Origin of the sequence: Salinicola endophyticus (assembly GCF_040536835.1) — a bacterium.
Taxonomy (GTDB): domain Bacteria; phylum Pseudomonadota; class Gammaproteobacteria; order Pseudomonadales; family Halomonadaceae; genus Salinicola; species Salinicola endophyticus_A.
Genome location: NZ_CP159578.1, coordinates 4,203,512 through 4,221,513 on the forward strand (window position 1 = coordinate 4,203,512; position 18,002 = coordinate 4,221,513).

16 protein-coding genes are annotated in these 18,002 nt (G+C 68.8%); 7 read left to right on the forward strand and 9 right to left on the reverse strand.

Annotation, left to right across the window (positions count from 1 at the left end; translation table 11 throughout):
* Positions 1–13: 13 nt before the first annotated feature.
* Complete coding sequence (gene yccS, locus ABV408_RS18955; RefSeq protein WP_353980427.1) at positions 14–2,137, reverse strand: YccS family putative transporter; 2,124 nt, start codon at positions 2,135–2,137, stop codon at positions 14–16.
* A 272-nt stretch (positions 2,138–2,409) separates the two neighbouring features.
* On the opposite strand from yccS, the gene ABV408_RS18960 reads away from it, so the two are divergent.
* Both ABV408_RS18960 and ABV408_RS18965 read left to right on the forward strand, forming a co-directional pair.
* Positions 2,410–3,555 carry a DUF4105 domain-containing protein gene (locus tag ABV408_RS18960; RefSeq protein WP_353980428.1) on the forward strand — a complete coding sequence of 382 codons (1,146 nt, stop codon included), beginning with the start codon at positions 2,410–2,412 and terminating at the stop codon, positions 3,553–3,555.
* Entirely contained in the window at positions 3,552–4,454 is a 903-nt protein-coding gene (locus ABV408_RS18965; protein ID WP_353980429.1) for an oxygenase MpaB family protein, read from the forward strand. Before ABV408_RS18960 ends, ABV408_RS18965 begins: the two co-directional genes overlap by 4 nt.
* Before the next feature lie 26 nt (positions 4,455–4,480).
* Here ABV408_RS18965 and ABV408_RS18970 read toward each other — a convergent pair whose 3' ends face one another.
* A complete protein-coding gene (locus ABV408_RS18970; protein WP_353980430.1) occupies positions 4,481–5,386 on the reverse strand; it encodes a LysR family transcriptional regulator in 906 nt (301 codons plus the stop codon).
* 150 nt (positions 5,387–5,536) lie between these two features.
* On the opposite strand from ABV408_RS18970, the gene trpB reads away from it, so the two are divergent.
* The 4 genes from trpB (at position 5,537) to ABV408_RS18990 (ending at position 9,171) form a co-directional block, all read left to right on the forward strand.
* The gene (gene trpB, locus ABV408_RS18975) at positions 5,537–6,745 is read left to right on the forward strand and encodes a tryptophan synthase subunit beta (RefSeq protein WP_353980431.1); all 1,209 of its coding nucleotides are present in this window, start codon (positions 5,537–5,539) and stop codon (positions 6,743–6,745) included.
* Entirely contained in the window at positions 6,742–7,563 is an 822-nt protein-coding gene (trpA, locus tag ABV408_RS18980) for a tryptophan synthase subunit alpha (protein ID WP_353980432.1), read from the forward strand. The genes trpB and trpA overlap by 4 nt, the downstream gene beginning before the upstream one ends.
* 177 nt (positions 7,564–7,740) lie before the next feature.
* A complete protein-coding gene (locus tag ABV408_RS18985) occupies positions 7,741–8,454 on the forward strand; it encodes a pirin family protein (protein ID WP_353980433.1) in 714 nt (237 codons plus the stop codon).
* A 111-nt stretch (positions 8,455–8,565) separates the two neighbouring features.
* The gene (locus ABV408_RS18990; RefSeq protein ID WP_353980434.1) at positions 8,566–9,171 is read left to right on the forward strand and encodes a YceI family protein; all 606 of its coding nucleotides are present in this window, start codon (positions 8,566–8,568) and stop codon (positions 9,169–9,171) included.
* Positions 9,172–9,276: 105 nt separating this feature from the next.
* Here ABV408_RS18990 and ABV408_RS18995 read toward each other — a convergent pair whose 3' ends face one another.
* The 3 genes from ABV408_RS18995 to ABV408_RS19005 all read right to left on the reverse strand — a co-directional run bounded on the left by ABV408_RS18995 (position 9,277) and on the right by ABV408_RS19005 (position 11,383).
* Positions 9,277–9,633 carry a hypothetical protein gene (locus ABV408_RS18995; RefSeq protein WP_353980435.1) on the reverse strand — a complete coding sequence of 119 codons (357 nt, stop codon included), beginning with the start codon at positions 9,631–9,633 and terminating at the stop codon, positions 9,277–9,279.
* A 122-nt stretch (positions 9,634–9,755) separates the two neighbouring features.
* Complete coding sequence (locus ABV408_RS19000; RefSeq protein WP_035472794.1) at positions 9,756–10,031, reverse strand: HU family DNA-binding protein; 276 nt, start codon at positions 10,029–10,031, stop codon at positions 9,756–9,758.
* Positions 10,032–10,219: 188 nt separating this feature from the next.
* A complete protein-coding gene (locus tag ABV408_RS19005; protein ID WP_353980436.1) occupies positions 10,220–11,383 on the reverse strand; it encodes an FAD-dependent oxidoreductase in 1,164 nt (387 codons plus the stop codon).
* A gap of 250 nt (positions 11,384–11,633) precedes the next feature.
* Here ABV408_RS19005 and ABV408_RS19010 point away from each other — a divergent pair, with 250 nt between their 5' ends.
* Entirely contained in the window at positions 11,634–12,092 is a 459-nt protein-coding gene (locus tag ABV408_RS19010; RefSeq protein ID WP_353980437.1) for a chorismate lyase, read from the forward strand.
* 38 nt (positions 12,093–12,130) lie between these two features.
* On the opposite strand, the gene ABV408_RS19015 is transcribed toward ABV408_RS19010, so the two are convergent.
* The 4 genes from ABV408_RS19015 to ABV408_RS19030 are packed head-to-tail and all read right to left on the reverse strand — an operon-like array spanning position 12,131 to position 17,719.
* The gene (locus ABV408_RS19015; protein ID WP_353980438.1) at positions 12,131–13,315 is read right to left on the reverse strand and encodes an iron-containing alcohol dehydrogenase; all 1,185 of its coding nucleotides are present in this window, start codon (positions 13,313–13,315) and stop codon (positions 12,131–12,133) included.
* A gap of 31 nt (positions 13,316–13,346) precedes the next feature.
* Positions 13,347–14,738, reverse strand: coding sequence for an aldehyde dehydrogenase family protein (locus ABV408_RS19020; RefSeq protein ID WP_353980439.1), 1,392 nt, complete (start codon positions 14,736–14,738; stop codon positions 13,347–13,349).
* A gap of 50 nt (positions 14,739–14,788) precedes the next feature.
* Positions 14,789–16,168 (reverse strand): glutamine synthetase, encoded by a 1,380-nt coding sequence (locus tag ABV408_RS19025; RefSeq protein ID WP_353980440.1) that lies wholly within the window; start codon positions 16,166–16,168, stop codon positions 14,789–14,791.
* A gap of 30 nt (positions 16,169–16,198) precedes the next feature.
* Positions 16,199–17,719 (reverse strand): amino acid permease, encoded by a 1,521-nt coding sequence (locus tag ABV408_RS19030; RefSeq protein WP_353980441.1) that lies wholly within the window; start codon positions 17,717–17,719, stop codon positions 16,199–16,201.
* Positions 17,720–18,002: the final 283 nt, after the last annotated feature.

Below are 18,002 nucleotides of genomic sequence, written 5' to 3' on the forward strand. Positions count from 1 at the left end.
CGGGCGCTTGTCCTCAGGCCGGGGCGCTCTCGGCGGGCCGGGCGATCAGCCGTTCGGCGGCGTCGTGCAGCGGCGTCAGCTGGCGCGCGATATGCAGCAGCTGGCCCTGGATCAGGCGGCGCTCGTCGTCGGCGTCGTCCTGGGCGCTGGTCGGCTCGCGCTCGAACACCGCCATCAGCTCGGCCTGCACGGCCTTGGGGTCGGGGGGCGTCTCGCGGGCGGCCAGCCGCGCCGCCAGCGCGTCGAAGCGATCCGCCAGAGTGCGCGCGGCGGCGTAGAGCTCGGCGTCCTGGGCGCTGGCGCTGACGCTGCCGCGGTGGGCCCCCAGCGCCGAGAGGTAACCCAGCAGGGTGTGCGAGGCGACCAGGAAGCGGAATCCCTCGTCGGCATCCTTCTTCCGGTAGTGGCCCGGCTCCTGCAGCATGTTGGAGAGCACGGTGGAGAGCGCGGCGTCGGCGTTGTGGGCATTGCGCCGTGCCAGCCGATAGGCGAGATCGTCCTGCTTGCCGCTCTCGTACTGGTGAATGATCTCGCGCAGATAGGCGGTGCTGTTGGCGAGCGCCGCCGCGGCCACCTTGTGCAGCCGCCGCCCCTGCCAGTCGGGCAGAATCAAGAATACCGCCAGGCCGGAGATCAGCGCGCCGATCAGGGTATCGAACAGCCGCGGCAGGATCAGGTCGAAGCCGTCGCCGACCTGGTTGAAGCTCGCCAGCACCAGGGTGGTGATGGCGGCGGTGGCGATCACATAGTGCTTCTCGCGATTGGCGAAGAACACCACCCCGGCGGCGATCGCGATCAGCGACTGCATCAGCGGGTCGGTGAACAGGCTGATCAACGCCCAGCCGGCCACCAGCCCGAGCACGGTGCCGACGATACGCTGGTACAGAAAGCGCCGGGTGGCGCCGAAGTTGGGCCGGCACACGAACAGCGTGGTGAGCAGGATCCAGAACCCCTGGGTGGGATGGACCAGATGCAGCACGCCGTAGCCCACCAGCAGCGCGGTGGAGAGCCGCAGCGCGTGGCGGAACAGCGGCGAGCCCGGCGTCAGGTTGAGGCGCACCCGCTCCCAGGCGTCCTTGAGACTGCGCGGCGAGCGGTTGAACAGGCTGGCATCCTGCTGGTCGGCGACCATATCGGGGTTGTGGGCGCGCGAGAGCTGATCCTCCAGCGTCGCCAGATTGCGCCCCAGCGCCTGCAGCGAGCGCAGCAGCGGGGTCCAGGCGGGGTTGCGCTGGGCACGCAGATAGACGATCGAGGCGCGCAGGTCCTCCAGTGCCTGCTCGCTCAATCCGTGATCGAACGGCTGGCGCAGCAGCAGCGCCTTGGCCAGCCGCTTGCACGCCCGCCCCTGCTGGTCGAGCAGACGCTGGCAGCGGAACAGCACGTCGTGATGAAAGAAGGTCTCGGCCAGCGCCGAGTAGGGGTAGTGCGAGGCGCTGACGCGCTCGTGGATATCCTGGGCGATGAAGTAGAGACGCAGATAGCGATTGAGCTTGCGGCTGGTGCGCTGGCCTTCGAGACGCCGGAAGATCATCTCCTTGGCCTGATTGAGCGCGCTCACCACGCGCCCGTTCTGGCGTGCCAGCTCGACCCGGCGCGCCTCCACGTCGAGCCCGCGCAGCGGCTCGAACAGGGTAGCCTTGATGATCAGGTAGGTGCCCAGCTCGCGATAGAGCTGGGCCATGCTCTGCTTCACCGGCTGGCGCGAGAAGAGCGCACACCACACCACCGAGATGACCCCGTACCACGCGGCACCTGCCACCAGCAGCAGCGGCTGACGCCACACATCCTCGCTGGTTCCGCCGTGCTGCTCGATATTGATCATCGAGTAGACCGAGAGGATCAGAGTCGCGGAGGCGATGGTGGCGTAGCGCTGCTCCACCGCACCCAGCATGATCAGGACGAACGCCGACAGCGCCAGCCCCGGGGCGAATAGCCACGGCCACGGAAACAGTATCTCGACGCTGAGCGAGGCGACGAAGAAGCACGACAGGGTCACCAGCAGCGCCCTCACCCGCCCCTCCCAGCTATCGTCGGTCTCGGCCAGGGCGCTGGCGATGATGCCCAGAAACAGCGGGATGGCGAGTCCGATCTGGTCCTGCTGCCAGCTCAGCGCCATGGCGCCGCTGAAGGCCATGAATACGCGCAGGCTGTAGGCGAACTTGTCGAGGGTCCACAGGCGACGCAGGGAGTGGGAGAGCGAGTCGGAGATTGCGGCGGCTCCAGCAAAATGGTGATGATCACACGATAGTCTGTCGGGGCAGCGGACAGACCCAGATTAGACTTTAGTATAACGCCTCTCGCCCCGCCCTCGGCAACGCCCCACGCTTCCCTCCACGGCGGGACTCCGGCACCATCGTGGTGCGCCCGTCATGCCGGGCAGCCCCAGCAGAGGACCCCCACCCGCCCATGCCCAGACCGCCATCCCGCCATGCGACCGCCCCCGTCTCCCGCGCGCGCCGACTGCTGCGTGGTGTGGGTCATCTCCTGCGCGCCCTGGCGCTGGCGCTGGTCATCGCCTGGGGCGCCCTGGCGCTGCACTTCGCGCTGCCGGGGCCGCATCCGCTGGTGCTGGCGGTCATCGCCCTGTGGGTGACACTCGGCCTCGCCGCCCTGTTCGCCCCGGCCTGGCGCCGCTATCGGCCACACGGCAGCGCGGCTCGCCAGCCCCTCCACCGCGGCCTGCAGCATGCGAGTCTCGCCACCCGCCTCGCCTTCGCCCTGGCGCTGCTGGCGGTGGTGATCTGGTGGCAGCAGCTGACGCCACGCAACGACCGCGACTGGGCCCCGGACGTGGCGCGGCAGCTGGTGGTCGAGCGCCACGGCGACCGGGTACACCTGGACAACGTGCGCGACTTCGAGTGGCTCACCCCGGATCTCGCCCGAGTGCGCTGGGAGAGCCGCGACTACGATCTCTCGACGCTTGCGAGCGTGGACATGATCGTCTCCTACTGGATGGGCCCGGCGATCGCCCACACCCTGGTCAGCTTCGGCTTCGCCGATGGCCGCCACCTTACCTTCTCGGTGGAGATCCGCCGCGAGCGGAACGAGGCGTTCTCGATCGCCGGCGGCTTCTTCAAGCAGTTCGAGCTCAATCTGATCGCCGCCGACGAGAACGATATCCTGCGCCTGCGCAGCAATGTCCGCGGCGAAGACGTCTACCTCTACAGCGTGGGGCTGACGCCGCAGGCCCGGCGCGAGCTGTTCCTGGCCTATCTCGACGAGGCCGAGCGGCTGCGCGCCGAGCCCGCGTTCTACAACACCCTGACCAGCAACTGCACCACCATCGTCTTCGACATGGTCGCCCGGATCGTCGACGGCCTGCCACGCGACCCGCGGTTGATCCTCTCCGGCTATCTGCCCGGCTATGTCCACGATGTCGGCGGTCTGGCCCCGGGGGTGCCACTGGAGACGCTGCGCCAGCGCGGCTATATCGACCCGCGCGCCCGGGCGGTGCCCTACGCCGCGGGCAGTCTGGCCTTCTCCCGGGCCATCCGCGACGGCGTGCCGAGTGCCACGCCGCCCGCCGCCGACACCCCCGAGCGCTCCCCATGACCCAGCGTTTCACGCCGCTGCGCGATGCCATCGAGAAGCGCATCAGCCATCTGACCGGGCGCACCCTGGGCGGGGTCGATTACACCCAGCCCAAGGGCGACCCGGGGCTGTTCGGCCCGGACACCGTGGCCTGGCGGGTGCATGGCGACTTCACCTCGATGATGTGCGGCGGCATCAGCGCCCTGCTGCTGCAGATGCTGCACCCGCTGGCGCTGGCCGGAGTGTGGGACCACTCCAACTTCCGCCACGACATGATCGGCCGTCTGCGCCGCACCAGCCAGTTCATCGCGGTGACCACCTTCGGTTCCCACGACGACGCCGAACGCCTGCTCGAGCGGGTGCGCCGGGTGCATGCCGGGGTGGAGGGGACGACCGCGGATGGCCGCGCCTATGCCGCCAGCGACCCGGCGCTGCTCACCTGGGTCCATGTGGCCGAGATGAGCCGCTTTCTCGCTGCCCACCTGCGCTACCGCAATCCGCGCCTGTCGCTTGCCGAGCAGGACCGCTACTTCGCCGAGACCGCCCGCGTGGCCGAGGCGCTGGGCGCGACCCAGGTGCCCACCAGCCGGGCGGCGGTGGATGCCTACTTCGAGCACAAGCGCCGCTATCTGGTGTGCGATGCGCGCACCCGCGAGGTGACCGAGATCCTGCTTCACGCGCTGCCGCCGAGCCCGCTGGTCAAGCCGGTGGGGGCGCTGTTCATGCGCGCCGGCATCGACCTGCTGCCGCCCTGGGCCGCCACCCTGCTGAGTCTCGAGCTCGCCGCGCCCGAACGCCGCGCGGTACGCGGCGGCATCCGCACCCTCGCCCCGATGATGCGCTGGGCGGTGCGCAACGGCTCCTACCGCCGCGCCATGGAGCGCATGCAGGCCCGCGAGCAGGCGCGCCAGCCGCGCTGAGCGTCGTTGGCACGCGCCCCGGTGCGTCAGCCCGCTACCAGCTCCCTAGTCAGCCAGTTCGCCAGACTTTCGCCGCGGCTTCGTTCACGCCCCGGGGCGAGCCACAGCCCCAGTGCGGCATCGGTCTCCTGTGCCGGCCAGGGCGCCACCAGCCGCCCCTGGGCCAGATCGTTCGCCACCAGCAGCTCGGGGGCGATCGCCACCCCCAGCCCCGCCAGCGCCGCCTCCAGCAGATAGTAGAGATGCTCGAAGGTACGCCCGCGCTGACGTGCCGCGGCCAGCGTCGCCGGCTCGGCGCCCAGCGCCGCGGCCCACTGCGGCCACGCCTGCGGCCGTGAGGCGGTATCCAGCAGCGTGGCCTCTCCCAGCATCGCATCAGCCGTTGCGTGAGGCGTGTGCGCCCACACCGCCGGTGTGGCCACAGCGACGATACGCTCGGCCTGGAGCGGAAACACCGCGATATCCGCCGGCCACGGCGGTGCAGCGAAGCGCAGCGTGGCATCGATATCCTCGCGCCGCGGATCGAGCTCCCCTTCGCTGGAGACCACGCGCAGACGCAGCGCGGGCAGATCCGCGTTGAGCCGGTCGAGCCGCGGGATCAACCAGCGCGCCAGCAGGCTGCCGGGGCAGGCCAGGGTGAAGGGCTGGCTTGCGAGCTCGCGGGAGAGGGCAGCGCAGCCCTCGCCGAGCCGGGCGAACGCCTCACGGATCGACGGCTGCAGCAGGCGGCCATGGGCGGTGAGCGCGAGCCCGCGCCCCGACTTGTCGAACAGCGACGTGCCGAAGTGGGCTTCCAGCGTGCGCAGTTGGCGACTGACCGCACCGTGGGTGACATGCAGCTCTTCGGCGGCGGCGGTGACGCTGCCCAGCCGGGCCACGGCATCGAAGGCGCGCAGCGCATTGAGCGACGGGAGTGACGAGATTGGCGCCATGACGATCCTCGCGGTCGACGGGCTCGCCCACGAGGTTCTCGCAGGCACTCTATTGTGAGTTTTGCTCACAGGTTGGCGAGAGTTTATCGATTTTTTCCGTGCCCGCGCCAGGCTAACGTGGACGCCATGATGCCAACCGGAGCCCCCGCAATGACTGACTATCCCGATAGAAACGGCTTTTTCGGCGGTAGCGACGGCTACGGCGGGCGCTATGTCGCCGAAACGCTGATGCCGCTGATCGGTGAGATCGAAGCCGCCTACGACGACGCCCGTCAGGACCCCGACTTCAACGCCGAGCTGGCGGCGCTGCAGTGCGACTACGTCGGCCGCGCCACGCCCCTTTACCTGGCCGAGCGGCTGAGCGCCCACGCCGGCGGCGCACGCATCTATCTCAAGCGCGAGGATCTCAACCATACCGGCGCGCACAAGATCAACAACGCCCTCGGCCAGGCGCTGCTGGCCCGGCGCATGGGTCGCACCCGGCTGATCGCCGAGACCGGCGCCGGCATGCACGGGGTGGCGGTGGCCACGGTAGCGGCGCGTCTGGGCATGACCTGCACCATCTACATGGGCGCCAAGGATATCCACCGTCAGCAGCCCAACGTGCAGCGCATGCGCCTGCTCGGAGCCAGGATCGTGGCGGTGGAAAACGGCACCGCGACGCTCAAGGACGCCATGAACGAGGCCCTGCGCGCCTGGGTCGCCAGCGTCGATGACACCTTCTACGTGATCGGCACGGTGGCCGGGCCGGCGCCCTACCCGCGCATGGTGCGCGACTTCCAGTCGGTGATCGGCCGCGAGGCGCGGGCGCAGATCGTCGAGAAGACCGGGCGCCTGCCCCACAGCCTGATCGCCTGTGTCGGCGGCGGCTCCAACGCCATGGGGCTGTTCCACGCCTTCCTCGATGATCCGGTGGCGCTGATCGGCGTCGAGGCCGGCGGTGAAGGGATCGAGAGCGGGTGCCACGCCGCCAGCCTGAACGGGGGCAGCCCCGGGGTGCTCCACGGCAACCGCACCTATCTGCTGCAGAACGCCGACGGCCAGATTCAGGATGCCCACTCGATCTCCGCCGGGCTCGACTATCCCGGCATCGGCCCCGAGCACGCCTGGCTCCACGACAGCGGGCGTGCGCGCTATGTCAGCGTCACCGACAGCGAAGCGCTGGCCGCGGTCGCGCTGTGCTGCCGTCTGGAGGGCATCCTGCCGGCGCTGGAGTCGGCCCATGCGCTGGCCGAGGCGACCCGGGTCGCCGCCGAGCTGCCGCCGGAGGCCTCCGTAGTGGTCTGCCTGAGCGGCCGCGGCGACAAGGACATGGCCACCATCATCGAGCATCTACCCGCGCAGGAGGCAACCCCATGAGCCCGCACGATCTCACTCCGCCGTCGCGTCTCGCAGCGCGCTTCGCCACCTGCCAGGCAGAGCGGCGCGCCGCGCTGGTGACCTACGTCATGGCCGGCGATCCGAACCGCGCCAGCAGTCAGGCACTGCTGGCGGCGCTGCCCGCCGCCGGCGCCGATATCATCGAGCTGGGCATGCCGTTCAGCGACCCCATGGCCGACGGCGAGGCGATCCAGCGCGCCGGCCAGCGCGCGCTGGGCGACGGCCAGACCCTGGCCGGCACCCTCGACATGGTGCGCGAGTTCCGGCGCCAGAACACCACCACGCCGCTGGTCTTGATGGGCTATCTCAACCCGATCCAGTGCTACGGTGAGACGCGCTTTCTCAGCGACGCTGCGGCGGCGGGGGTGGATGGCCTGATCGTGGTCGACCTGCCGCCGGAGCACGGCGCCGGTTTCACCGCCCGGGCCCGCGATCTCGGTCTGGCGCGGATACCGCTGGTCGCCCCGACCACGCCGGCCGAGCGGCTGCCGGCGCTGCTCGCCCAGGGTGATGGCTTCGTCTACCGCATCGCCTACAACGGCATCACCGGGCGCGCCGGCAGCGCCCCCAGCGGCGATCTCGGGACGGCGCTGGCACAGCTGCGCGAGCACACTCCCTTGCCGCTGGCAGTGGGCTTCGGTATCCGCGATGGCGACGCCGCGGCCGCGGTCGCCGCGGTGGCCGATGCGGTGGTGGTGGGCAGCGCCCTGGTCGAGCGCCTGGAAACGCAGGGGCAGGCGGCCGCCCTGGCGCTGGTGCGCGAATTGGCGGCGAGCATGAAACGTAGCGTTGGCTGAGACTCTGTACGATAACTACCTGCACTCGCATCATCCATGTCGTTCGGCTCTCGCCGCAGCCATTCTATTGCTTAGGATGAAACAGGCGATAAAACGCGCTTTTATACCAAAAAATAGAATCTAGACTCTCTCCAACGGTGCCGACCCGGGTGTCGGCCCTCTTTCAGGAGAGACGCCATGTTGACGATCCGACGCAGCGACGAACGCGGCTATGCCGACCACGGCTGGCTCAAGAGCTTCCATTCGTTCTCCTTCGCGGGCTATCACGACCCGCAGCACGTCCACTTCAGCGTCCTGCGGGTGATCAACGAAGACCGCGTGGCGCCGGGTCAGGGCTTCGGCCAGCACGGCCACCGCGACATGGAGATCTTCTCCTACGTGCTCAGCGGCGAGCTGGCCCACCATGACACCCTGGGCAACGGCTCGGCGATCGGCCCTGGCCGGGTGCAGATCATGACCACCGGCACAGGGGTCGAGCACAGCGAATTCAACCACTCCGCCAGCGAGCCGGTGCATTTCCTGCAGATCTGGCTGTTCCCGCGCGCGCGCAACCTCGAACCGCGCTATGCCGAGAAGGATTTCGACGCCGCCGACAAGCGCGGCCGGCTGTGCCTGATCCTGTCGCCGGACGGCCGCGACGGCTCGCTCACCCTGCAGCAGGACGCCTTCATCTACGCCTCGCTGCTCGATGGCGACGAGCGCGCCGAACTGGCGCTGGGCGCACAGCGCCAGGCCTACGTGCACCTGGTGCGTGGCGCGCTGACGGTCAACGGCACCCGGCTCGCGGGCGGCGATGCGCTGATGCTGACCGACGAGCCGACGCTGACGCTGGAACAGGGCGAGGATGCCGAGGTGCTGGTATTCGACCTGCCGGTGATCCACGCGGCCTGAGAGTCGACGGCGGTCGGCGCGGCCGCGCCGACCGCCCGTGCGAAGTGCGCGCGCCTCGAGGCGCGTGCTACCCAAGATCTGACGTTCTTATCTCTACCCAGGAGTGACACGATGTTCTACCGCAACCTGCGCCAATCCCTGACCCTGACCGCTGCCCTGCTCGCTGGTGCCACCAGTGTCAGTGCCCTGGCAGACAGTGTGACCTACCAGATGGACCCGACCCACACCAGCGTGGTGGCCTCGTGGAGCCACTTCGGCTTCTCTCACCCCACGGCGAGCTTCTCCGACGTCAAGGGCACGATCCACTTCGACCGCGACGCTATCGCCGACTCCAGCGTGACGGTGAGCATCCCGGTCAAGACGGTGGATACGCGCGTGCCGGCGCTGAACGAGGAGTTCCTGGGAGAGGACTACTTCGACGTCGCGCAGTACCCCGAGGCGACCTTCGAGAGCACCCGCATCGAGGCCACCGGCGATGATCACTACGACGTGCACGGCAAGCTGACCATCAAGGGCGTGACGCACCCCGCGGTGCTCCACGCCACCCTCAACCAGGTCGGCGAGCACCCCATGGCCAAGGTGCCGGCGCTCGGCTTCGACGCCGAGACGACCATTCAGCGCAGCGACTACGGGCTCGACCAGTACGTACCCAACGTCAGCGACGCGATCCATATCCGCATCTCGAGCGAAGCCGAGGCCGGCGGCAGCGACAGCTGATACCCGCGCCTATCGGGTAACAAGCCTAGAACGCGAAAGGCCCCCGAGCGCGAAAGCGCCGGGGGCCTTGTGCAGGTCGGTCGGGCGTCTTGCAGACCCGGCCTGCTATAAATATTTGAGCAGACTCTGCAACCGCTCCAGATCACGCGAGTCGCCGACCAGGCGCAGACGTCCGTCGAACAGACCTTCGCGGAAGGCGCGCTGGGAAGGCTTGCGCAGGAAATGGGTAGCGCTGTCGGCATCGCGAAAGCGCAGTTCGAGATTGAGATCCACCGGCAGCCCGCTCTGGCTGTCGACCTGCTCAGGCGTCATCCGATAGTGGCGAGCAATCGCTCTATCCTCGGTCGCCACGCCCCAATCGAAGCGCTTCAGGCGCGTCAGGGCCTCACGAAATTCGGGCTTGCGCGCGCGCGTCCGCTTCAGCATCACGCCCAGCCACCACAGCATCAACTTGAGCTTCATGCGCCCTCGCAAGCCGTCAGGAAGGAAGAAATGCCGACCCGCCCGGTGCCGGCGGATCGGTCATCGATGGGTCACTCACGGTGGGCAGACGCCGCCAGGCGCCGAGCCCGTCACGGCAGCGATTACTTGCTGACCGCGTCCTTGAGCGCCTTGCCGGGCTTGAACGCCACGGTCTTGCTGGCAGGAATGTTCAGCGGTTTGCCGGTCTGCGGGTTCTTGCCGGTGCGGGCGGCACGCTCGCGTACGGTGAAAGAGCCGAAGCCGATCAGTGTGACGTCGCTGCCCTTGGATACCGTGCCGGTGATCTCATCGAGAATGACATTGAGTACCTGGCTGGCCTTGTCCTTGGAAAGGTCCGCACGCTCGGCAATCGCCGCCGCGAGTTCTGGCTTACGCATAAAGCCCTCCTTAGTTGGCTCTACTTGGGCGAAGGCGTCAGTCGCTACGCCTCGCAGTTCCTAAGCGCTATTGTTATCGGGGCACGTACATCGGATATGGGGACGCCCCCGAGCGCATAATAGGCAGCTCTCGACGCGGTTTGTAAAGCCTTATATGAGGATTTGCCGCTCGCGTCCGACCACTGCCGCTAGCCTAGCAACAGCGGTGCCGCCCGCGCCAGTTCGACTTTTCGCCGAACACAGGCACCGGTCAGCGCGAATCCGATCAGCCGCCCGGCGGCATCCTCGGCCACGGCGCTGAAATCCCCCGCCTCGCCGTCGATACGCCAGCGCGCCGGGGTCTCCCGCGGCGGCAGCGCGGCGATCGGTAGCAGCGAGGTCTTGACCATCACCGGCCAGGCGCCGTAACCGACCGCCGTCGGCGTGCCGGTGAGCGTGGCTGCCAGCGCCTTGGCGCTGGCCTGCAGCGGCTGTACGTACATGGCGTTGATGCCGTCGACGCAGGCCACGTCGCCGAGCGCATGAATGTGCGGGTCGCTGGTCTGCAGATAGCGGTCGGTGAGAATGCCCGCGGGGCCGCTCTGCAGCCCGGCAGCGGCGGCCAGTGCGGTGCGCGGACGCAGCCCGGTGGCCACCAGGACCAGATCGGCGGCCAGGCGCTCGCCGTCGTCGAGCGTCAGCGCCACGCCACCGTCACTGGCCTCGAGCGCGCTGACCTGGCGCTCGAAGTAACCGGCGATACCAGCGGCAGCGAACGCTTCGGCCAGCGCTCGCCCCAGCGGTGGCGGCAGCAGCCGCGGCAGCGGGGCCGGCTCCGGGGCGATCAACGCCACCCGGTGGCCACCGGCGTGGAGATCGTTGGCGAACTCGCAGCCCACCAGCCCGGCGCCGACGATGGCCACTCGGGCCGGTTGCCCGGGGTGGCGCTCGAGGGCGGCGCGAAAACGCCGGTAGTCATCGAGATCGTTGACCTGGAAGACCCGCTCGGCGAGCCCCTCGGGGGTTGCGAACGGCTGCCACGGCGCCGCACCGGTGGCCAGCACCAGCTGCTCGTAGGGCAGGCGCTCGGCGCCCAGCCAAAGCGTGCGCTGGCGCGGGTCGATCGCCTCGACCGGGGTATGGCAGCGCAGGGTGGCGCCAAGCGCATCGGCCACACCGATGGCGTCGCGCTGCGCCAGCGCCGCGGCGCTCTGTCCCTTGGTGAAGGCGCTCGAGAGCAGCGGCTTGGCGTACTCATCGCCGCTGTCGGCGGTGATCAGGGTCAGCGCGCGGTGGGGGTCGCGGCTGCGTATCGCACGGGCCAGGCCCAGGCCGGCCATGCCGGTGCCGATGATCGTCAGGGGCGCACTCATGCCATCCTCTCGGTCGCGGAATGGCCCCATGATACACTACGCCGCCCCGGGGCCGCCGCGCCCTAGCCCTCGCGGCCAGTCCTGTTCGGAGTCGTGCGTGCCCTCATCTTCATCCCTTCGTCTGCCCAGCAGCGCCCGCTCAAGGTCTACGGACACCGGTTCCTCGGCGCCTCCCTCCGGGGCTGCGAGCCATTGGCAGACTACGCCGACGCTACGGCGCTGGAGCCCGGCCGCCGCCTGGCGCCCAGCGATGGACCCGCGCTGGTGGCGCTGGGTCGCCTCGACCGATTCGCTCACCGCGCGTCTGATCGCCGCCTCGCCGCGGCCATTTCGCGTCCGCCTGCTCGATGAGGGCATCGGCGTACCGCGACGTGACGAGGCCCAGGCGCTGGGCCTGGCGCCGGGCCGCGTGGCCTGGATCCGCGAAGTGCTGCTGATGAGCGGCGAGCGCCCCTGGGTCGCGGCGCGCTCGGTGGCGCCGCTCACCCGCAGCGGCTGCCGCAGCCTGCGCGCCCTGGGCGAGCGCTCGCTGGGCAGTTGGCTGTTCGCCCAACCGGATCTCGAACGCGGACCGATCGAGCTGAGTGCGGACCACGCCGGCGTGTGGCTGCGCCGTTCGCGCTTTCGCCACGGCCGCATACAGCTGCTGGTGCAGGAGTGCTTCCTGGCGCAGATGGCCGCCGACCTGGCGCTGCCGCCGGCGGGGTGAGCCCGGCTTGCGGACTGTGTGAGCCCCCCGCTTGCCGCCTACAGCCGCCCGGCGAGGGCCGCCTCGAAGATGCCGCGGTAGGCCGCCGCATCGAAGGTGATCGGGTTGCCACCGGCGGAGGGGTCCTCCACCGCCATCTGCCCGACCCGTTCGGCATGGCTGTCGTCGATGCCCAGCGCACTCAGCGCATGGGGGATACCCAGACGCTCACGCAGATCCAGCACCCAGTCGATCACCGCGGCAACCCCCGGCTGTGGCAGGTCGAGATAACGCGCCAGGCGCACCATCGGCTCGCCGATCGCGCGGGTGTTGGCACGCAGCACGTAGGGCATCAGCACCGCATTGAGCATGCCGTGGTGGGCGTCGAACAGCGCGCCCAGCGGATGCGCCAGCGCATGCATCGCGCCCAGCCCACGCTGGAAGGCGGTCGCCCCCATCATCGACGCCACCAGCATGTCGGTGCGCGCGGCGAGATCGTCGCCGTGCTGGTAGGCCCGCGGCAGCGCATCGCGGATGCGCCGCATACCTTCCAAGGCGATACCCTCGGCCTGAGGGTGATAGCCGGGCGCGCACCACGCTTCGAGACAGTGGGAGAGCGCATCCATGCCGGTGGCGGCGGTGATCGTCGGCGGTAGCCCCTGGGTCAGCAACGGGTCGAGGATCACCGCGCCGGGCAGCATGCGCGGGTGGAAGATGATGCGCTTGACCTGGGCCTGAGAGTCAGTGATCACCGAGGCACGCCCGACCTCCGAGCCGGTACCCGCGGTGGTGGGCACCGCCACCACCGGCAGCACGGCGTCGGCATCGGCCTGGCGCCAGTTGTCGCCGCGATCCTCCAGCGCCCACAGCGACAGCGACTCGGGTTGGCGCGCCATCAGCGCCACCGCCTTGGCCGCGTCCAGTCCCGAACCGCCGCCGAAGGCGATCACGCCGTCGTGGCCACCGTCATGGAAGGCGCGCACCCCGGCCGCGACGTTGGCCCCGGTGGGGTTGCCCTGAATCTGACTGAACACCTCGACCGCCAGCCCTGCCTCACGGCAGCGCGTAAGCGCCTGCTCGACCATCGGCAGCGCCGCCAGCCCGGGGTCGGTGATCAGCAACGGCGCGCGCATGCCCAGCGCCTGGCAGGCATCGGGCAGCTCCGCGGCCCGCCCGGCGCCGACACGGATGGGTGCGGGATAGTTCCAGTTCGCGGTGTAACGGGCGCGATCGAAGTCACTCATGAAAACATCTCCTGTACGGGGTCGCCGCGTTTCAGGCGTGCTTCAGGTGGAAGGATTTCGGCCGTGTCAGCGTCTCGTAGCCGACCTGCGACAGCGAACAGCCGCGTCCGGACTGCTTGACCCCGGTCCAGGCCAGCGCCGGGTCGAGATAGTCACAGCGGTTGGTGAACACGGTACCCGCCTCGAGGCGGGCGGCGAGTGCCTCGCCCATGGCCAGATCGCGGGTGAACACGGCGGCGGTGAGGCCGAACTCGCTATCGTTCATCAGGCGTACCGCCTCGTCGTCGTCATCCACCGTCTTGATGCCCACCACCGGCCCGAAGCTCTCCTCGCGCATCACCGCCATATCGTGGGTCACCTGGGTGAGCACCTGGGGCGCCAGATAGGCGCTGCCCGGCACCGACAGCGGATAGTCAGCGGGGTCGATCCAAGCCTTGGCGCCGGCGGCAACCGCGGCCTCGATCTGCCCGCGTACGAAGTCGGCCGCTGCCGGCCGTACCAGCGGCCCCAGCGTGGTCTGCGGGTCGGTGGGGTTGCCCAGCCTGAGCTGGCGCACCCAGGCCACCGCGCGCTCGACGAAGGCCTCGGCGATATCGCGATGGACATAGATGCGCTCGATCCCGCAGCAGCTCTGCCCCGAGTTGAAGAAGGCGCCATCCATCACCGCCGGCACGGCGGCGTCGAGGTCGACGTCGACGTCGGCACGAATATAGGCCGGATCCTTGCCGCCCAGCTCCAGCCCGGTGGCGATGAAGCGCCCCGCCGCATTGCGCTCGACCATCTCGCCGCCGGCCACCGAGCCGGTGAAGGAGACGTGAGCGATGCGGGAATCGCGGATCAGCGCCTCGGTGTCGGCATGCGCCAGATGCAGGAACTGAAACACACCTTCGGGCAATCCGGCGGCCTGGAAGGCTTCATGGATACGCTCAGCGCATAGCGGGGTCTGCGCGGAGTGTTTGAGGATTACCGTATTGCCCGCCATGATCGCCGGCACCACCGCATTGACGGCGGTCATGAAAGGGAAATTCCAGGGCGCCACGATCAGCGACACGCCCAATGGCTCGCGGGTGATATAGCGGGTGAAGCCCGGCTTTTCCGGCAGCCGGATCGGCGCCAGCGCCGACTCGGCGAGCGCGATCATGCCGCGCGCACGCTCCTCGAAGCCGCCGATCTCACCGCCGGCGGCGGCGATCGGCCGCCCCATCTGCCAGGTCAGCTCCTCCGCCAGCTGATCGCGCCGCGCGACGAAGGCATCGACCATCGCCGAGCAGAATCGCGCGCGGGTCGCCAACGGCGTTTCGCGCCACGTTCGTTGCGCCGCCACGGCGCGGGCGATGCAGGCCTCGATCTGTGTCGCCTCGGCCAGCTCGCGTTCGACATAGACCCCGCCATCCACGGGGGAAATCGTACGTTGTCGTGCCATGCGCTGCTCCCACCCAGAAATTCCCGTTATCCCGGCCGTGCCCCGGGGGCTCAAATAATCTCGAAGTAACGTGCCAACTCCCAATCGGTGATATGGCGACGGAACTGGCGCTCCTCCCACTCGCGGGTGGCGGCGAAATGCTCGACGAAGGCGTCGCCGAACAGCTCGCGGGCAGCACGCGAGTCGCGCAGCCGGCCGGCGGCCTCCCCTAGCGTGCGCGGCAACGCCAGCGACGCCGGGTGTTCGAGTTCGTAGGCATTGCCGGTGATCGGGGCCTCCGGCTCTAGGCCCTGCTCGATGCCGTAGAGCCCGGAACCGATCGCTGCGGCCAGGGCCAGGTAGGGATTGGCGTCGGCGCTGCCGAGGCGATACTCGACCCGCTGAGACGTCTCAGAGCCGGGGATCACGCGCAGCGCACAGGTGCGGTTCTCGACCCCCCAGGTGGCATCGGTGGGCGCCCAGAAGCCGGGAATCAGTCGGGTATAGCTGTTGATCGTCGGCGCGAACATCGCCAGCAGCTCCGGCATCAGACGCTGCTGGCCGGCGACGAAGTGGCGCTGGATCTGGCTCATGCCATCGGCCGCGTCGGCATCGAAGAAAGCCGAACGGTCGCCGTCGCGATGGCGCAGCGAGAGATGGATATGCCCGCTCTGACCGGGGTAGTCCGGCGACCACTTGGCCATGAAGGTCGCCATCAGCCCGCGCCGCTGCGCCCACACCTTGGTGAAGGTCTTGAACAGCGCCCCCTTGTCGCCGGCGTTCAGGGCGTCGTCGACGCCGATCGCCGCCTCGAGCACGCCGGGCCCGGTCTCGGTATGCAGCCCCTCGATGGGGAAATCCATGGTCTCCGCCAGCGCCAGCAGGTCGTGGTAGAGCTCGCCATGCACCGAGCTGCGCAGCATCGAGTAGCCCATCATGTCCGGCGTCAGCGGCTTGAGGTCACGATAGCCCTTCTCGCGGATCGACTCCGGGGTCTCCTGGAACAGGAAGAACTCGTACTCCAGCGAACCGAGGACATCGAACCCCTGCGCCTCGGCGCGGGCCAGCACGCGCCTGAGCAGCCCGCGCGGGCAGAGCTGGCCGGCATCACCCTCGAACTCGGCCAGAAACAGCAGCATGTCGCCCTCGAACGGCACCTCGCGGCAGCTCTCGGGGACGATCCGCAGCGGCGCATCCGGATAGCCGGTATGCCAGCCGGTGAAAGCGACGTTGTCGTAGAGCTCGTCCTTGCTGTCCCAGCCCAGTACCACATCGCAGAAGGCGAACCCCTTCTTCAGCGCGGCGAAGAACTTGTCGCGCTGCATGTACTTACCGCGCATCACGCCGTCGATGTCGAACATGCCGACCTTGACGTGGGTCAATCCGCGCGCCTCGACGAGTTCACGCGCCTCGGCGGCGGTGCGCACGCTTCTGACTTGGCGATCACTCATGGCCGTTCCTCGCTCACGATGTCAGGGAGATCAGGAGCCCGCTGCACGGCTGTCGTCGTCCGCCTCGGCCTGCTCGCCTCGCTGCATGGCGAACTCCTCCTCCGGCGACAGGATCAGACGGTGCCGCCCGACGCAGGCGAAGTAGCCGATACCCACCGCCAGCCACAGGGCGACGCCGATCACGCCGATCCGATAGGTGCTGTCGCTGAGCTGGAAGTAGATCGTCATCAGCGCGATGACGATGGTCGCCACGGCACCGGGGATACCGAAGGGGCTGCGGTAGGGGCGCTCGATATGGGCGTGATGGCGGCGCAACAGGATGAAGGAGAGCGCCTGGGCGATGTAGGAGCACATGGCGCCGAATACCGCCATGTTGAGCAGCGTGCCCCCGATCACCGCCGAGCCCTCCTGGGTGCCGAGGCCGAAGAAGCAGATCAGCATGATGGTCATGCCCACCAGCGCACCGCCGATCATCGCCACGTACGGTGTCTTGCGCGTACCGTGGGTCACCGAGAGGAAGGTGGGAAAGTAGCCGGCGCGGGAGAGCGAGTAGATCTGCCGGCCCTGGGCAAAAATGATGGTATGGAAACTGGCGATCAGCCCGACCAGTGCCAGCAGCGCGAGGAACTTGGCGGTGCCGGCCCCGAAGATCGCCTGGAAACCATCCAGCAACGGCTCACCGGACTGGCTCAGGGCGTAGCTACCGACGCCCACTACCGCGGGGTTGAGCACCAGAATCAGGGTGGCGGAGATGATCAGGGTGGTGATGCCGAGCAGGATGCCGCGCGGCATGTCACGCCGCGGGTCGACCGACTCCTCGGCGGCCAGCGGCAGCTGCTCGATGGCCAGGAACAGCCACACCGCGAACGGCATCGCCGCCAGGGCGCCGCCGATACCCATCGGCAGCAGGGGTCCGTGGCCGCCTTCGAGCTCACCGCCGCCGGGTGCGATGTTCAGCGCCCAGGTCGAAAAGTCGAGATGGGTGAAGGCGCTGAACCAGAACACCACCAGAACCGCCAGCGCCAGCAGGGTCACCGCCAGCGTCACCCTGAACGACAGCTCGACCCCGACGATGTTGAGACCGACAAAGAGGAGATAGCCCAGCAGCCACCACACCGGCTGGAACGCCGCCGGCGTCTCGAAGATGCTGCCCAGATAAGCCCCGATGAAGAACACGATCACCGCCGGCGTGAGCACGTACTCGACGTTCTCGCACAGGCCGGTGACGAAACCGCCCCAGGGCCCCATGGAAGAGCGCGCGAAGGAGTAGGCAGCACCGGTGTGCGGCAGGGCCGGCGACATCTCGGCGATACAGAAGGTCAGGCCCAGGTACATCACCGCGATGATCGCGGTGGCGATCGCCATGCCGCCCCAACCGCCCGAGGCGAGCCCCAGGTTCCAGCCCGAGTAGTGGCCCGAGATCACCGCCCCCACGCCCAGTGCCCAGAGCGACCAGGGCCCGGCGTGGCGACGCAGGCCGCGTTTGTCGAAATAGCTGGCATCCTGCTGCTGGTAGTGGATGCCGGCGGCGGGTTTACCGTGGTTTGTCATTGTTCTACTCCCAAGGATCGAGCCACCCTGTCCCGCGATCCCAGTGCTGCCAGCGCCTATCGACACGCAGGAGCGACGCCGACATCCGCTGACCGCGCCCACCTTGAGTCTGAGCACGTCGGCGTGACAAAAGCAATATCTATCGCTACGTCCCGTACGCTATCGCTACCCCCTATCGTTACCCTCTATCGCTACCCCCTATTGCTACCCCTATCGCGGCACCCCATTGCCACGCCTCGCTGCCGGCGGGGTTGTGGTGTAAGGTCCAGCCAGTCGCGTCCCG

Bases quoted from the DNA above. Each gene is read 5' to 3' on its own strand.
- yccS (WP_353980427.1), bottom strand. From the start codon at position 2,137: ATGGCCTTCAGCGGCGCCATGGCGCTGAGCTGGCAGCAGGACCAGATC.
- ABV408_RS18960 (WP_353980428.1), top strand. From the start codon at position 2,410: ATGCCCAGACCGCCATCCCGCCATGCGACCGCCCCCGTCTCCCGCGCG.
- ABV408_RS18965 (WP_353980429.1), top strand. From the start codon at position 3,552: ATGACCCAGCGTTTCACGCCGCTGCGCGATGCCATCGAGAAGCGCATC.
- ABV408_RS18970 (WP_353980430.1), bottom strand. From the start codon at position 5,386: ATGGCGCCAATCTCGTCACTCCCGTCGCTCAATGCGCTGCGCGCCTTC.
- trpB (WP_353980431.1), top strand. From the start codon at position 5,537: ATGACTGACTATCCCGATAGAAACGGCTTTTTCGGCGGTAGCGACGGC.
- trpA (WP_353980432.1), top strand. From the start codon at position 6,742: ATGAGCCCGCACGATCTCACTCCGCCGTCGCGTCTCGCAGCGCGCTTC.
- ABV408_RS18985 (WP_353980433.1), top strand. From the start codon at position 7,741: ATGTTGACGATCCGACGCAGCGACGAACGCGGCTATGCCGACCACGGC.
- ABV408_RS18990 (WP_353980434.1), top strand. From the start codon at position 8,566: ATGTTCTACCGCAACCTGCGCCAATCCCTGACCCTGACCGCTGCCCTG.
- ABV408_RS18995 (WP_353980435.1), bottom strand. From the start codon at position 9,633: ATGAAGCTCAAGTTGATGCTGTGGTGGCTGGGCGTGATGCTGAAGCGG.
- ABV408_RS19000 (WP_035472794.1), bottom strand. From the start codon at position 10,031: ATGCGTAAGCCAGAACTCGCGGCGGCGATTGCCGAGCGTGCGGACCTT.
- ABV408_RS19005 (WP_353980436.1), bottom strand. From the start codon at position 11,383: ATGAGTGCGCCCCTGACGATCATCGGCACCGGCATGGCCGGCCTGGGC.
- ABV408_RS19010 (WP_353980437.1), top strand. From the start codon at position 11,634: ATGGACCCGCGCTGGTGGCGCTGGGTCGCCTCGACCGATTCGCTCACC.
- ABV408_RS19015 (WP_353980438.1), bottom strand. From the start codon at position 13,315: ATGAGTGACTTCGATCGCGCCCGTTACACCGCGAACTGGAACTATCCC.
- ABV408_RS19020 (WP_353980439.1), bottom strand. From the start codon at position 14,738: ATGGCACGACAACGTACGATTTCCCCCGTGGATGGCGGGGTCTATGTC.
- ABV408_RS19025 (WP_353980440.1), bottom strand. From the start codon at position 16,168: ATGAGTGATCGCCAAGTCAGAAGCGTGCGCACCGCCGCCGAGGCGCGT.
- ABV408_RS19030 (WP_353980441.1), bottom strand. From the start codon at position 17,719: ATGACAAACCACGGTAAACCCGCCGCCGGCATCCACTACCAGCAGCAG.